Raw genomic sequence first — 14,547 nt, forward strand, 5'->3', positions numbered from 1 at the left:
TCGGAACACCTGGCAAAAGGTCGTGCAAAGCGTAGTGCGTGCCGTTAAAGGCCTTGCGTTAGTCACATATCGAGAGACCACCAAGCGCATGTTCCCTGATTTCTCTGCGTTCCGGATGCAACATCGCCCGGACGTAAGCGCCCCGATCGGCGTTGGCCTGTCATCCAGCGCCTGTTTCGTCGATTGGTACGGACGGGGCGCCCGGGATGTGCTGGTCTCAGGACACCCATGGTACTTCTCAGGCGGCGTGTATCTTTGCCTTCAAGACTTGCAGAAAAGCGGACCCGACAAACCCGTCTACTTTCCCCCCACCCGTTTGCATGGAATCAACGGGCACTTCGTTTTTCCCGCCCCGCAGCCTGATGGCAGTTTCGATCTACTGAGCTATTCTCCGCGAAATCCAGGACCACGCAGCCGGCAGTCCGGGCGCAGCATCGGTTGGATTCACCGCCACCGAAACGCCGGCAATAGAGACTGCCCGGTCTTTCATGCGCTGCCCGACGATGTTCCCTGCCAAAACGGCTCTCTGGAAAAACAACTGGCGGGCGCGCGCCTTATGTCGATCACGCCGGAATACGACACCGAAGGCCGTCTTTGCGCGGTCATTGTCTCTATCAATACCGACCCAGATGCCTATTGGCCCGACCGTCGCCAGCCCTGGCAACAGGACAACGCCATGAACGCACCCTTCGATTCCCGAGGCGACTGGCGTGGACAAGCCGCAAAGATGCAGGTCCTGCGCTTTCCGTTCGATAAAAACCGCGACCGGCCCCTTTTCGGCAGTCCGAAGATCATCGCAGAGTCCACCAGCCTGTTTACCGTCGATGCTGCACTCCGTCAGGACTCCTCCGGAGAAAAGACGTTGATCATGCGTAGCGATACTGACTTTCTGAGCATCGGCGAGCCAGCCGCTCCCCCGGAGGCGGCGCCCTTACGCATTCGGCTACGGGACCATTTTTTCAACACGCAAATCTTTTCCCCACCCAAGCCATTGCGCGGGACAGCAGATCTTCTGATCTCCGGAAACACTGGCTACATCTCCTATCTGGGTAACTCGAACGAGACCGTTCAGGAAACACGGCTCGAAGCGTTTGGCACGGCGATGCGGGTCGGGACGCTTGCCGTTCCCAGTGCCGTACTGCACGATGGTGGTGTCCGAGTCTATGTGGGAGATGCCACCGGCCATATCCACTGCGCGACGGGCACGCGACAGACTGGGCTCGGCCCATCACAATGCGTGCGAGATCCGGTCGGAGAGATATGCCATCAGGCCGGGCCGAACGGGTCCATTCAGGGCCCGAATGAACGCCGGTGGGGCTATGTCAATCCGCTCGCGACTGCCTGGACACAGGCTCACGCTCCGGATCTGATCGTGAACGATATAACCGGGAGCTGCGTGCTCTACCCCTCGACCGGCGACCCGGATGGGCTTCTTTTCGGCGCCGCTCGCGCGCTGACCCTTGACGGCGCACCGCTATGTCTGACCTGGAGATCTCGCCCCGCTCGCTGGTCATCAACCGAGCTGCTCGTGCATATGGAAGATGGACTTCGGCTTGTTGAGCGGAGTGGAGAAGACCCATACGCTCTGCACAGCGGACGGCGCGTGCGCTTCAGCGACGGTTCTCCCGTTGCTGCGGGGATGCAAGGCGGATTGGCAGGGCGATCCGTACTGCAACGCGTCGACTGCCCTGGCTCGCAGCACAGCTCTGTTCTGGCAGCGATCGACCATCGCTCAGCCGCAGCATTCGGAGCGCCGCAGCTAGCGGGATCGGCAATCGTTCTGTTGAAGGTCGCGGAGGATGCGGAAGACCTTGTGCTCCATCCCGCCATCTTGTTGAAAACGCGCACTGGGAGTCCCTTGATCCTGGGCAGCCATAATCCAGGCGTGAGCTATTGCGCGCAAGGCTGGGACGACGACGAAGGGACATTGATTGCGGGGGCGGAGGATGGACATCTCTATGCCTTTCCGGCTTCCGAATTTCCCGACCTGACGGACCCCAACTGACGCAAAGCTGCAAGACGATGCCTTTTTCTACCCGTCTCTTTTTTCCGGCTCATCATGAGCAGCCTCTCGTTTCCGAGTGGCAACTCCCAGGTCAGTGGTATGCAGGTTATTCCGGCATGACCAAGAACTGACGGGATCACCTGTACTTCGGTCCGGATTTTCGTGGCTAGCTCTGCCGACGTCCCCCCGACCCTACAATGACACGTGCCAGAATGTGCCACGCTCCAAGAGCCGAACAACATTCCCGCTTGGGGAAACCCGCCTATACCCGTGCGATCACCACGACATAGACGCACGCCTCCGCGCCCGGATTGACGAAGGCGCAGCGCTGCGGAGCGCCCAAAGTCAGGCAGTCGTCGGGGCCGAGATCCCAGCACCTCTCGCCCTCCTCGAACAGCAACCGCCCCGACAGCACCCAGACCGACTGCATCAGAAAGCTGTAGGCCTCGGGCGGGAAGCCCACGCGCGCACCGGGCGGCAGGGTCACGCGGATGATGTCGATCCCCTGCCCCGCGCTCATGGGCGCGGCGATGCGTTCGCGCAGATACCCGGTCTCGGGATCCTGCCAGAGCCGCGCCGGGTCCCCCGCCTGCGACAGCCGCGTCACCGCCTGCGCGGGCGCCGCCAGAAGCTCGGACATCGTCAGCCCAAAGGCGCCGGACAGCCGCCCCAGAACCGTCGCCGTCGGGCTGCTCTCGCCGCGCTCGATCCGGTTGATCATCGCGCGCGACACGCCGGACCGCTCTGCAAGCGCGGTCAGCGACCACCCCCGCCGATCGCGCTCCTCGCGGATTTTTTGTCCTAGACCTTCCGTCATGATCGTCTCATATATTAGACAATCTTTGACCCGCCAAGCTCCTTCGGACTCCGCCATGGACATTCTCGACGCCACCGAAGCCGACCTGCCCGGCATTCTGGCCATCTACAACGACGCGGTGCTGACCACCGCCGCGATCTGGAACGAGACACCCGTCGATCTCGGGAACCGCCATGCCTGGTGGCGCGATCGCATCGCCCAGGGCTATCCGGTGCTGGTGGCGCGCGACGGTGGCGAGGTGCTGGCCTATGCGAGCTTCGGCAACTGGCGCGACTGGGAGGGCTACCGCCACACGGTGGAACATTCGATCTATGTGCGCGCCGAGAGTCGCGGACGCGGCATCGCCTCGCTCCTGCTGCCGGCGCTGGTCGAGCGCGCGCGGGATCTGGGCAAACATGTCATGGTCGCCGGGATCGAAAGCGGCAATGCCGCGTCGATCCGGCTGCACAGGCGTCACGGGTTCGAGGTGACCGGCGAGATGCGCGAGGTCGGCGCGAAATTCGGCCGCTGGCTCGACCTCACCTTCCTTCAACGCCGGCTGGACGCGCGCCCCGCCCCGGACGCGCGGCCATGACCGCCGCCGCGATTCTGGCGCTGCTCGCCGCCGCCGGCGCCGCCCTGGTGTTGCAGAACGCGCTGATGCTCGAGGCCCGCGCGGTCTCGGGCTCGGTCTGGGTGGCGCTCTGGCTCAACTCGGCGGTGGGTCTTGTGGTGCTGACAGCAGTGGCGCTGACCTCGGACGGCATCGAAGCCTTTGCCCGGCTCGCCCAGGGGCGGCTCTGGATGTTCCTGCTGCCGGGGCTGCTCGGGACCTTCTTCGTATTCGCAAGCCTGACGGGCTATGCGAGCCTGGGGGCGACGTTGACGATCTCGGCGCTGATCGCCGCACAGGTCACCGCCGGAGTGGGATTCGACCTCTGGCGCGGGAGTGCCATCACCCCGGCGCAGCTTCTGGGGCTGGCGCTGCTGGTGGCGGGCACCGCGCTGGTCTTTGGCGCAAAAGCCTAGAACGGACGGCCGCCGCGCGGAAATTACACGCACTGCGCGATTCGATTCGCAGAGCACGCACGCAGAGCGGGCTCTGCGCCATGATCGCCCATACCGCGCGCGGCCCATGCTAAGAGACGAACCCAGCCCCGATCACGCGCGCGTTTTGTTTTCGTGAGCAGGATGGAAAAATTGACACAGCGCGCCGCGGACACCCGCCGGATCCCACCGAAATCAGTCAGATTACGGGGCCCCTCCCACCCGAGATGACTTATAAAAAATTATATTTTTTACAATAAGTTACAAAGTAACCCTCACCTCTTCGAGATTGCCGCCAGCGGCACGCAACGACAGACGGCAGGATCCCGCCGATGCACAATAATATTAAAGAAAGGTTGAACATGATTTAAATCATTGCTTCGGAATGTGACCTCGGGCCATCTTCAGATCGGAGACCTCGAATGTGAAAACAGCGAGGTCACCCGGGGAGGAACCAGGAGATTACCACCATGACGACCTACAGTTCGACTACGCATGTGTTTTCGGTAGACGATTTGACCGCGACGTTTAGCGGCCTGCAATATCCGGACCTTCCCAGCATGCTCGACACTGCTGGGACGGTCGTGCCCCCTTACATCTCGAAGCCCGGAGAGATCCTCTACGGCATCGACAGCGAGTTCGGATATTACGTGTCCGATTTCATCGGCGCCGAGACCAAGGTGCTCGACGGCGATTATGGCGAAGGCTACGCCGGCAATATCTATGACGGGGACGATGTGGTTGACGGGATTTCCGTCCGCAACGCCGAAACCGATCTGTTCCTGTCCGGCGCGCCGTTCGGCACCTGGTCCGTGGGGCTGGGCGGCAACACCGTCAAGGCATCGAGCGAACATTACTCGGTGATGGCCTCGGTGCTGTCGGATCAGGCCTATCCGGGTGATCCCAACGCGCTCGGCGCGCTCGACGACGACCTCAAGCTGCGCGACCAGCGTCCGACCGACGATCCGAACGTGTTCGAGGACGGCCCGCTGAACGAGCTCTACGTGAGCGAGCTGCTCCAGGCGCTGCAAAACGCCATCGACGTCGTGAACCCGGCGCTGAATGCGGTCCGGTCGGACATCGACTTCGACCGCGACGGCGTCAACGATGTCTACCGGCTCACCAAGACCACCGTCTCTTATGACGCCAATGGCGACGGGGTGGCGGAAGACTATGTCGTCGGCGCCGTGGACCTCGGCAATGACGGCACGCTCGACATCGTCGACAGCTTCCTGAACGGCTATGGCGGCAAGGCCGATCTGACCGATCTGCTCGAGCCGAACGAATCCAGCGTCACCTATAACATCGCCTACGGGCAGGATTATTCGGTCACTCTGAAGGACGACGGCAAGCTGCTCTATCGCTGGGGCGAAGGTGTGAAGCGCCCGAACGACATCCGCATGGAGGTCAATATCGAGCTGCCCAGCGAATGGACCGTCGATAGCAACAACAACGGCATCGCCGACATTCTCGAGGACGGCTCCGGCGGGTACACGGTGACCCGGGCCGAGCTGATCGTGACCCACACGATCACCAACAACCCGAACGACCAGATCCGCCCCGAGGATTACGAGAACGAGGCCGCGATCGGGCGCCTGCCCTCCTATTACGTGGTCACCGACCCCGACAACCCGTCGAACACGCTCTGGGTGTCGCCGGTCGATAGCTATGACGGCACCGGCGAAGCGCTGCCGAGCTACTTCATTCTCGACGATCAGGGCCATATCGACATGACCGTGGTCGGCGGAACGGCGGTCTACCAGCCGGATGGCACGCTTGTGGGGTACCGGAACGAGGATGCCTCCGGCACGCCCATCGGCACGGTGCTGCGCGATATGTCGCTGGCAGCGCTGAACGCGGCGGCCGGTCTCAGCTTCACCACCGAGGATCTTGCCGACGGGTTCACCCCCGCTTGGTACACCAGCACCGACCGCGAACCGTTCGAATGGTCCTATGATCTCTATCCGGACGATCCCTATGCCAATGTCTTCGTGAGCTTCCGTACCGCAGAAGATGCGGCACTGGCCGGTTTCGACGAGGAATCGCTGGTCTCGGGGCCGCGCTGGCGCCTGACGCCGAACAAATTCGGTCAGGATCTGCCCGGGCTCGAGATCCCGCTGACCCCGAACAGCGAACCGCCCTACACCTCGGAAAACATCAAATACGACACCGGCGAACTGATCACCACCACGATCAACCTGCTCGACTGGGAGGGGGTTTCGCCCTTCTCCAACAGCATGGGCTGGATGACCATCGACCCCTCCACGCTGGACGTCGATAATGACGGGCTGATCGACGCGGGCTGGTCGCAGGTGAACGGCACGTTCAACGCCGGCGACGCGGTGCCGGCCGGGCTGATCCTGTCGGCGGTGACGCCGAACGGCGTGGCGCTCGACCAGAACTTCTTCGACACCGCCGTCTATGTGAAGGGCGACCGTCAGGACGCCTCCGAGCTCTACAACATCCAGCTTGTGATCGAGTACGAGCCCAACACCGACGAGACCATCGGCTCTGTCCAGCAGATCGCCGCGGTGAACCACCACGAGAAAACGGCTGCCTTCCAGGGGGCGTCCTTCGACAATCCGGTGGTCTTCGCAACGCCCACCACCCTCAACGGGCCGGATGCGGTGACCGTGGAGTTCACCGAGATCACCGCCACCGGCGCGACCTTCTATCTACAAGAGCCCGACGGTTATGACGGGCTGCATGTGGCCGAAAGCGTCTCGCTCATGGCCTTCGAGGAAGGCGTGTGGGAACTGGGCGACGGCAGCTTGCTTCAGGTCGGCACCACGGAATTCCGCGGCGGCGCGACGAACACCTTCCATCAGGTGAACTTCGACGTTGCCTTCGACCAGGTGCCGGTGCTGCTCTTGCAGGTCCAGACCGCCAACGGCCCGCAATGGGAGATCGCCCGTGTAGGCACCATCACCGAGACCGGCTTCACCTATTCGATCCAGGAAGCCGAATCGATGACCGACGGGCTGCATATGAGCGAGATCATCGGCTGGGCCGCGCTCGACCCCGCCGCTGCGGACGGCGTGATCGACTGGGGCGGGATCGCGGCCCAGGCCTTCGAGACCGGCACCACCGTGACCGACCAGCCGACCGCCTTCGAATTCGCCTCCGAGGTCGGGCCGGACCCGATCGTCTCGGCAATCCTCGCCAGTGCGCGCGGCACGGACCCGGCGAATCTGCGGCTCTATGACATGCTGGACGACACGGTCGTGGCGACGGGCTATTTCGTCGCCAAGGAGGACTGGACCTTCGATGACGAGCTTGGACATATCGCCGAAAACGCGACGGGCCTCGCCTTCGAAAGCGCCGGTCTGCTGGTCGGCACCGCATACGAATACAGCGTCGATCAGTTCGTATTCGCCTGAGCTCCGGCCCTATAAACCCCTCGAAGGGCGGCGATCATCGCCGCCCTTTTTCGTTCACGCTGGAAAGAGTTACGCCCTAATTCTCACCTGAAGAAGCAAGACGTGAACGCCGACTGCGGAGCCAGATTCCGGCCATGCGGGAGGCGCGCCGCCACAGAGGCGGGCCGCCTGTCTGCCATGAAATCGCTGTCAGCCCGCCGCGCACGATCACGCGGCGGCGGCGTAATCCCGGATCCGCTCCACCATCGCCCGCAGCCCGTTCGAGCGCTGCGCCGAGAGATGATCGTTCAGCCCCAGACGGCCCAGCTCGGCGCGGGCGTCGAGCTTTGCCACCTCGCCCAAGGGCAGCCCGTCATAAAGCCGGTGCAGCACCGCGATCAGGCCGCGCACGATCATCGCGTCGCTGTCGCCCTGGAAGTGAAACCGCCCGTCCTCGACCGCCGGGTGCAGCCAGACCTGGCTGGCGCAGCCCTCGACCTTGGTGGCGGGCACCTTCAGCGCCTCGGGCAAAGGGTCCATCGCCTTGCCCATCTCGATCACCATGCGGTAGCGGTCTTCCCAGTCCTCGAGGAACTCGAAATCCTCCACCACCTCTTCGAACGCTGCCTGTGCCATGTGCACCTCCTGCTTCCGGTCCCAGAGGTAGGCAGGCGCGGCGGAAAGGTCCAGCCCCCGAAACGGGATGCTTTTCAAGCCTGACACAATGCGATAACCCCTTATGGCAGGCAGGCAAGGGGCAGTGCGCCATGTTCAAATCTCTCTCGGTCCTAATCGTCGCGGGGGTCGTTCTGACGAGCTGTGGCAGCGTGCGCGAGTCGCGGCTGAACCCGTTCAACTGGTTCGGCGGCAGCGAATCCGTTGCGGTCGATCCCGCGGCCACCGGCGCCAACAACCCGCTGATTCCCAAGCGCCGCGCGTCGGTCTTCCGCGCCAAGGAGGCCGGCTATGCCGGCCACCCGGTCGAGACCGTCAGCGAGCTGCTGATCGAGCGCCGCCCCGGCGGCGCGATCATCCGCGTCACCGGCGTCGCCGACCGCGCCGGCCCCTTCGAGGTGCGTCTGATCAAGGACGAGGATGTCAGCGACGACAACACGCTCGCCTATACGCTGAAGGCGCTGCAATCGGCCGGGCCGCGCAACACCGGGGAACGCGCCCGGATGGTCACTGCGGCGCTGTGGCTCACCGAACAGGAACTGGCCGGGATCCGCGAGATCCGCGTCGCCGGCCGCACCAACGCCCGCGCCTCGCGGCGCTGAGCCGCTCCACCAAAAAGACAAAGACCTTTACAAGGCCGCCCGCATGGCGGCCTGAGACCGTTGCCGCACGCAGCTTAGGCACCCTGCCGGTCGGGTCGGGCCCCGCCCGCCGCAGGGCGAGACAGACCCTCCCCTTCCGAGGCGAAGCGCCTTCGCTCAGGCATCCTCAGATCTCGATGACCTCGACCTCGTTGCCCTTCACACCGAGCCCGATCTCGCCGTCGCAGAGCCGCAGCGCGTCTGCGCCAAAGACCTCGCGCCGCCAGCCGGTAAGCGCCTTCACATCGCGCATTCCCGCCGCGATGGCATCCAGATCCGCCGCCGGGGCAATGAGCCGCGACGCCACGCCCGAGCGCTCGGTCTTGGCCTTGAGCAGCACCCGCAGCAGATCGGCCAGCGCCGGGTTCACCTGCAACTGATCGCGCGAGGTATCGGGCTTGGGCAGCGCCTCCTTGGGGCACTCCATCCCGGCCTGGATCGCCGCGAGAATACCCTCGGCGATGGCCCCCTTGCGCGCCTCGCGCAGCAGCAGCCGCGAGCGGCCCAGATCCTCCATCGTCACCGGCTTGGTCGAGGCCAGCTCGGTCAGCGCGTCGTCCTTGAACACCCGGTTGCGCGGGATGTTGCGGGATTGCGCATAATCCTCGCGGAACGCCGCAAGCGCGCGCACGATGGCCAGGAAACGCGGGCTCGACGAGCGGGTCTTGACCCGCTGCCAGGCGTCGTCGGGACGGGTGATATAGGTCTCGGGATCGGTGAGCACCGCCAGCTCCTCGGCGACCCAGTGGGCACGCTCCGTGCGCGCCAGCTCCTCGGAGAGATAGTCGTAGATCATCCGCAGATGGGTCACATCGGCAAGCGCGTATTTCTTCTGGGCATCGGTCAGCGGGCGCCGCGACCAGTCGGTAAAGCGCGACGACTTGTCCAGCGAGGCCCGCGCGATGCGCTTGACCAGCGTTTCGTACCCCACCTGCTCGCCAAAGCCGCAGACCATCGCCGCGACCTGCGTGTCGAAGAGCGGATCGGGGATCACCCCGTGGTCGATGAAGAAGATCTCCAGATCCTGCCGCGCCGCGTGGAACACCTTGACCACGTCGGTGTTGCGGAACAGCTCCAGCAGCGGATCGAGCGACAGCCCCTCCGCCAGCGGATCGACCAGCACAGCGGTGTCGTCGCCCTTGCCCGGCATGGCAAGCTGGATCAGACAGAGCTTGGAATAATAGGTGCGTTCGCGCAGGAATTCGGTATCGACCGTAATATAGGGCATATCCGCCGCCGTTGCGCAGAACGCGGCAAGCTCTTCCGTCGTGGTCAGTGTTTTCATATGGGCCCCGGCCGCTCTTCTTTCTTTTCTGCACGCCCTCCTACACCCGCAGGCAGGATAGAGCAAAGCAATCGCTAAGGAAAGCACAGGCCTCGCCGCGCGGTGCGGCACGGGGAGCACGCCGCAAACCATTCCAAATCATGATGCACGCCAGAACAAACATTCATTTTCATCATGCAACCACGGTCCCTATATCCGTCGGGCAAGACGATCCCCTGTTTCCCGGAGCTTCTGCCATGACGATTCTCGACCTGCACCACGCCCCTGCCCGCGCGCTCGCGCGGCGCACCCATCCCGCCTGGCCGGCCTGGGCCGCCGCCGCCCTGCTGCTTCTGATCATGGGCCTGCCGGCGCTCGTCGCGCCCGAGTCGCAGCTCGCGCCCGAAAGCTGGCGCGGCAATTCCGCGTCTTACACGGTTCAGCCCTGAGCGAGCCGCAGTATCTCGCGATTGCCCCCGGCAAAGCGCCGCAGCACCGCCGGATAGAGGCGGTGCTCCTGCTCCAGCACCCGTGCCGCGAGCGCGTCGGGCGTGTCGCCCGGCAGTACCGGCACGGTGGCCTGCCCCAGAATCGGGCCTTCGTCCAGCTCCGGCGTGACCTCGTGCACGGTGCAGCCATGTTCCGCGTCGCCCGCCTCGAGCGCGCGGGCATGGGTGTGCAGGCCGCGGTATTTCGGCAAAAGCGAGGGGTGGATGTTCAGCATCCGCCCCTGCCAGTTCTGCACAAAGCTCGCGGTCAGCACCCGCATGAACCCCGCAAGGCAAAGGATATCCGGCGCGGCCTTTTCCAGCTCCGCCTGAAGCGCCGCCTGAAACGCCTCGCGGTCGCCCTTGAAGGGCCGGTGATCGACCACCGCCGTGGGCACGCCCATCTCGGCGGCCTTCGCCAGACCGCCGGCACCGGCGTTGTTCGACAGCACCAGCACGGGGCGGGCCGGATGATCGCCGGTCATGCTCTCGACCAGCTTCACCATGTTCGAACCACCGCCCGAGATGAAGATGGCGACCCGTTTCAAAGGAGCGCGCCCTCATAGGCCATGCCCGGCGTGCCGGTCACTGTGCCCAGCGTATAGACGGTCTCGCCCTCGCCGCGCAGCAGCGCGGTCAGCGCCTCGGCCTGCGCCGCGTCCACCGCCAGCACCATGCCGATGCCGCAGTTGAAGGTCTTGAGCATCTCGGCCTGCGCCATGCCGCCGGTCTCGGCCATCCATTTGAACACCGGGGGCAGCTCCCAGGCGCCAAGGTCGATGGCGGCGCCCATGCCCTCGGGCAGCACGCGCGGCAGGTTCTCGGTCAGCCCGCCGCCGGTGATATGCGCCAGCGCATGCACGCCGCCCGCCCGCACCGCCGCCAGCGCCTGTTTCACATAAAGCCGCGTCGGGGTCAGCAGCACCTCACCCAGCGAGCCCTCGGCCCAGGGGCACTCCGCCTCCCAGCCCAGCCCCGAGACCTCGACCAGCTTGCGCACGAGGCTGTAGCCGTTGGAATGCACCCCGTCCGAGGCCAGCCCCAGCAGCACATCGCCTTCGGCCACGCCGGCGGGCAGCTCGCTGCCGCGCTCCATGGCGCCCACGGCAAAACCCGCGAGGTCGAAATCGCCCGCCGGATACATGCCCGGCATCTCGGCGGTCTCGCCGCCGATCAGCGCGCAGCCCGAGCGCACGCAGCCCTCGGCGATGCCCTCGATCACCCGCGCGGCGCTCTCGGTGTCGAGCTTGCCGGTGGCGAAATAATCCAGAAAGAACAGCGGCTCGGCGCCCTGGCACACGAGATCGTTGACGCACATGGCGACCAGGTCGATGCCCACCCCGTCCACATGGCCGGTGTCGATGGCGATGCGCAGCTTGGTGCCGACCCCGTCGGTCGCCGCCACCAGCACCGGATCGCTGTAGCCGGCGGCCTTGAGATCGAAGAGCGCGCCGAACCCGCCCAGCCCCGAGACGGTGCCCGCGCGACTGGTGCGTTTCGCCGCGGGTTTGATGCGGTCGACCAGCGCGTTGCCCGCGTCGATATCCACGCCCGCATCCGCATAGGTGATGCCGTTCTTGCCGTCGCTCATGCCGCCCTCCGGGTTTCTTGCGCGCGGCTTTAGCGCATGGGCGCCCCGAAGGAAAGCGTCATGCCATGCGGAGAGGGCGCCCCCGAAGAGGCGTATTTGGAAAGAGAAGAAGACGCAGACAGGTCTTAAGCGCCGCGCCCTGCCCTTCTTCTCTTGGCAAAATACGCCCGCCGGAGGCGTCCCGAGCATCCCGCCCGTGCCTCGGGCCGGAAATTCTGCGCGACGCATGACGATCCCCCCTTTGATTCCGCGCGCGTCCTGCCTATATTTCCACCGTTCCCTCGGGAACTATGGACATAAACGCGCTCGTAATAAGCGGATCGGACCCGGGGGCGGTACCCGGCGGCTCCACCATAACACCCCTCGTTGGGGGGAGCATGGGGCCGAAACAGGATCGACGAACGTCTAAAGGGGTTAGCTTTGTCCCGGTGAGCCACCACCGTTATCGGTGCAAATTGCATAATTGCCAACGACAATCATGCTCCGGTTGCTCTCGCCGCTTAATGCGGTGCGATAGACCGAAATCTAAGCCCTTGCGCCTAGCCGCGTAAGGCGGGGTTCGCAGGCACCTGGCAACAGAAGCCTGCACTTCCTCCCCCCATCAGCGCAATTGACCGGCGCGCGACACCCTGCCAGCATCGCGCCATGCTGCACATCCTCTGCCTTTGCCTCACCCTCTGCGCCGCCCTGCCCGCGCGGGCCTGCGAGACCGCATTGCTGCTGGCCATGGATGTGTCGAACTCAGTCGATTCCGCCGAATACCGCCTCCAGGCCCACGGGTTGGCGCAGGCATTGGAGGATCCGGAGATCGCGGCGATTCTGGTGCAGGACCGGGTGGCGCTTTCCGTCATGCAATGGGCCGGCGAGGACCGGCAGCAGACCGCCATCGGCTGGGTCCAGATGACCCGGCCCGAAGACGTGGCGCAACTGGCGGCCCGCGCGCGGGAGATGCCGCGCGCCTTCGTGCTGTCGGACACCGCGCCCGCCTCGGCGCTGCACGGCGCCATCGACCGCTTCGCCTCAGCGCCCGATTGCAAGCGCCGGATCATCGACGTGTCCGGCGACGGCACGCCCAATTCGGGCGGCCCCACCGGCGCCGCGCGGCAGCGCGCCGAACGCGCGGGCATCACCGTGAACGGGCTCGCCATCGAGGCGCCGGGGCGCGGGCTCGCCATCACCAATTTCTACCACCGCGCGCTGATCACCCGCGACGGCTTTGTGATGACCGCACGCGGGCACCAGAGTTTCGCCGAGACCCTGCGGCGCAAGATGCTGCGGGAAATCTCGCGTGTCACGGGCTGAGCCGGGCCGGCGTCATCACGCCGTTACAGAGCCCGGTCAAACCCCGGCCATGCCAAGTTTTTCCCAGCTCTTCCGCGATTTCGGCCGCATCGGTCTTCTGAGTTTCGGCGGTCCCGCCGCACAAATCGCGCTCATGCACCGGGTGCTGGTCGAGGAACGCGGCTGGCTGAGCGAGAAGCAGTTTCTCTCGGCGCTGAGCTTCTGCATGCTGCTGCCCGGCCCCGAGGCGATGCAGCTTGCCACCTATGCCGGCTGGCGGCTGCGCGGCACCGCCGGAGGGCTGCTGGCCGGCACGCTTTTCGTGCTGCCCGGCGCGCTGGTGATCGCGGCGCTGGCGGCGCTTTACGCCAGCTATGGCGCCCGCCCGCAGACCGAGGCGCTGATGCTGGGGGTCAAGGCGACGGTGATCGTCATCGTGGTTCAGGCGCTGGTGCGGCTTTGGAAGAAAGCCCTGACCGGCCATGCCGCGCTGGCCACCGCCGCGCTCGCCTTTGCCGCGCTGTTCCTCTTCGGCGCCCCCTTCCCGCTCGTGGTGGCGCTGGCGGCGCTCTACGGCTGGGCCGCGACCGATCCCGGGGCCACCGCCAGCACCGCCGCGCCCACCGCCGGACAGGCGCCGGCCCTGCCGCGCATCGCGCTCTGGGCGGCGCTCTGGCTGCTGCCGCTGCCCGTGCTCCTTCTCGCCGGGCAGGATCTGCTTTTCGATCTGGGGCTGTTCTTCGCCAAGCTCGCGGTGGTCTCGTTCGGCGGCGCCTATGCGGTGCTGGCCTGGATGGCGCAGGAGGTGGTGCAGATCCGCGGCTGGCTCACCGCCGAGCAGATGGTCGATGCGCTGGGGCTGGCCGAGACCACGCCCGGCCCGCTGATCCTGGTCACCCAATTCACCGGCCAGATCATCGGCCAGGCCGCCGGCGGCTGGCCGCTGGCGCTGGCGGCTTCGGCGCTGACGCTGTGGATGACCTTCCTGCCCTGCTTCCTGTGGATCTTCGCCTTTGCCCCGCATCTCGAGCGGCTGCTGGCGCGGCCTCGTCTGCAAGGCGCGCTCGGCGCGGTCACCGCCGCCGTCCTGGGCGTGATCGCCAACCTGTCGCTGTGGTTCGCGCTGCATGTGCTCTTTGCCGAAACCCGCGCAGCGCCGGCGCCGCTGACCGCAATGCTGCCGGTTACCGACAGTCTCCGGATCGAGGCTCTGCTGCTGGTTGCACTGGCGGCGCTGCTGCTGATCGGGTTGAAACGGTCGGTGCCGCTGACCCTGGGGCTGACGGCGCTCGCGGGCTGGCTGCTGGGTTGAACACCGCCCGCCGAGAAGCTGCATTTTTCCCATCTCAGAGTCTTTTCCTTGGCGTCAAATCGAATATGGTGGCAGCACCGACACAAGG

13 protein-coding genes and 1 other RNA gene are annotated in these 14,547 nt (G+C 65.3%); 9 read left to right on the forward strand and 5 right to left on the reverse strand.

The window, feature by feature from the left end:
- Window positions 1–88 precede the first annotated feature (88 nt).
- Window positions 89–2,005, forward strand: a complete 1,917-nt coding sequence (locus M4578_RS17550) for a hypothetical protein (protein WP_258094598.1) — start codon at window positions 89–91, stop codon at window positions 2,003–2,005.
- A gap of 262 nt (window positions 2,006–2,267) precedes the next feature.
- Here M4578_RS17550 and M4578_RS17555 read toward each other — a convergent pair whose 3' ends face one another.
- Entirely contained in the window at window positions 2,268–2,822 is a 555-nt protein-coding gene (locus tag M4578_RS17555) for a helix-turn-helix domain-containing protein (RefSeq protein ID WP_258094599.1), read from the reverse strand.
- 55 nt (window positions 2,823–2,877) lie between these two features.
- On the opposite strand from M4578_RS17555, the gene M4578_RS17560 reads away from it, so the two are divergent.
- The 3 genes from M4578_RS17560 to M4578_RS17570 all read left to right on the forward strand — a co-directional run bounded on the left by M4578_RS17560 (window position 2,878) and on the right by M4578_RS17570 (window position 7,228).
- Entirely contained in the window at window positions 2,878–3,396 is a 519-nt protein-coding gene (locus M4578_RS17560) for a GNAT family N-acetyltransferase (protein ID WP_258094600.1), read from the forward strand.
- Complete coding sequence (locus tag M4578_RS17565) at window positions 3,393–3,830, forward strand: DMT family transporter (protein ID WP_258094601.1); 438 nt, start codon at window positions 3,393–3,395, stop codon at window positions 3,828–3,830. The genes M4578_RS17560 and M4578_RS17565 overlap by 4 nt, the downstream gene beginning before the upstream one ends.
- Window positions 3,831–4,318: 488 nt before the next feature.
- Window positions 4,319–7,228 carry a hypothetical protein gene (locus M4578_RS17570; RefSeq protein WP_258094602.1) on the forward strand — a complete coding sequence of 970 codons (2,910 nt, stop codon included), beginning with the start codon at window positions 4,319–4,321 and terminating at the stop codon, window positions 7,226–7,228.
- Between the two features lie 207 nt (window positions 7,229–7,435).
- Here the strand turns inward: M4578_RS17570 and M4578_RS17575 are convergent, their stop codons facing one another.
- On the reverse strand, window positions 7,436–7,843 hold the full coding sequence (locus M4578_RS17575; protein WP_258094603.1) for a SufE family protein: 408 nt from the start codon (window positions 7,841–7,843) through the stop codon (window positions 7,436–7,438).
- Between the two features lie 131 nt (window positions 7,844–7,974).
- Between M4578_RS17575 and M4578_RS17580 the strand changes: the two genes are divergently transcribed.
- Complete coding sequence (locus M4578_RS17580; RefSeq protein ID WP_258094604.1) at window positions 7,975–8,484, forward strand: hypothetical protein; 510 nt, start codon at window positions 7,975–7,977, stop codon at window positions 8,482–8,484.
- 166 nt (window positions 8,485–8,650) lie between these two features.
- Here the strand turns inward: M4578_RS17580 and rnd are convergent, their stop codons facing one another.
- Window positions 8,651–9,808 (reverse strand): ribonuclease D, encoded by a 1,158-nt coding sequence (gene rnd / locus M4578_RS17585; RefSeq protein WP_258094605.1) that lies wholly within the window; start codon window positions 9,806–9,808, stop codon window positions 8,651–8,653.
- Between the two features lie 236 nt (window positions 9,809–10,044).
- Here rnd and M4578_RS17590 point away from each other — a divergent pair, with 236 nt between their 5' ends.
- A complete protein-coding gene (locus M4578_RS17590; RefSeq protein ID WP_258094606.1) occupies window positions 10,045–10,236 on the forward strand; it encodes a hypothetical protein in 192 nt (63 codons plus the stop codon).
- On the opposite strand, the gene purN is transcribed toward M4578_RS17590, so the two are convergent.
- The gene (gene purN, locus M4578_RS17595) at window positions 10,227–10,823 is read right to left on the reverse strand and encodes a phosphoribosylglycinamide formyltransferase (RefSeq protein WP_258094607.1); all 597 of its coding nucleotides are present in this window, start codon (window positions 10,821–10,823) and stop codon (window positions 10,227–10,229) included. The two genes, M4578_RS17590 and purN, sit on opposite strands and share 10 nt — an antisense overlap.
- Window positions 10,820–11,866 (reverse strand): phosphoribosylformylglycinamidine cyclo-ligase, encoded by a 1,047-nt coding sequence (gene purM, locus M4578_RS17600; RefSeq protein ID WP_258094608.1) that lies wholly within the window; start codon window positions 11,864–11,866, stop codon window positions 10,820–10,822. Before purM ends, purN begins: the two co-directional genes overlap by 4 nt.
- Before the next feature lie 236 nt (window positions 11,867–12,102).
- On the opposite strand from purM, the gene ssrA reads away from it, so the two are divergent.
- The 3 genes from ssrA (at window position 12,103) to chrA (ending at window position 14,459) form a co-directional block, all read left to right on the forward strand.
- Window positions 12,103–12,456: a transfer-messenger RNA gene (gene ssrA, locus M4578_RS17605) on the forward strand.
- A 55-nt stretch (window positions 12,457–12,511) separates the two neighbouring features.
- Window positions 12,512–13,168: a DUF1194 domain-containing protein gene (locus M4578_RS17610; protein WP_258094609.1), complete on the forward strand. Its 657-nt coding sequence runs from the start codon at window positions 12,512–12,514 to the stop codon at window positions 13,166–13,168.
- Between the two features lie 49 nt (window positions 13,169–13,217).
- Complete coding sequence (chrA, locus tag M4578_RS17615) at window positions 13,218–14,459, forward strand: chromate efflux transporter (protein ID WP_258094610.1); 1,242 nt, start codon at window positions 13,218–13,220, stop codon at window positions 14,457–14,459.
- Window positions 14,460–14,547 lie beyond the last annotated feature (88 nt).

The sequence above is a fragment of the Salipiger pentaromativorans genome (assembly GCF_024721115.1).
GTDB classification, from domain to species: domain Bacteria; phylum Pseudomonadota; class Alphaproteobacteria; order Rhodobacterales; family Rhodobacteraceae; genus Salipiger; species Salipiger pentaromativorans.